Raw genomic sequence first — 290 nt, forward strand, 5'->3', positions numbered from 1 at the left:
TCCGGCTGCAGCGACCGGATGCGGCGCGCAATGCGGTACGCAAGCTGCTTGCCAATACCGACGATGTCATCCGCTCCCGGTAGTCAATCTTCCTTTTCGCGGCCGAAGGCGACGCGCAGCTCGTCCTTTGCCTTCTCCAGCACTCGCTTGCGCGATTCCGGCAGGTTGCTGCCGGCGCGGTTGATGTAGAAATTCAGCATCGACATGGCGGACCGGAACGGTTCCGCCTTGCGGCGGTGGCTGTGCTCGGCCGAGCGCTTGAGCGAGGCGGCGATCTTCCTGGCATCGTC

1 protein-coding gene and 1 pseudogene are annotated in these 290 nt (G+C 64.1%); one reads left to right on the top strand and one right to left on the bottom strand.

All coding sequences use genetic code 11. From position 1 onward, the window contains the following. Positions 1-83, top strand: a pseudogene (locus tag EN852_RS43025) (FadR family transcriptional regulator); the annotation flags it as partial. Here the strand turns inward: EN852_RS43025 and EN852_RS39680 are convergent. Further along, positions 84-290 (bottom strand): DUF3175 domain-containing protein (locus tag EN852_RS39680; protein ID WP_135879964.1); only part of this gene is annotated, 207 nt, incomplete at its 5' end.

This window comes from Mesorhizobium sp. M2E.F.Ca.ET.209.01.1.1, from assembly GCF_004010375.2.
Taxonomy (GTDB): Bacteria; Pseudomonadota; Alphaproteobacteria; order Rhizobiales; family Rhizobiaceae; genus Mesorhizobium.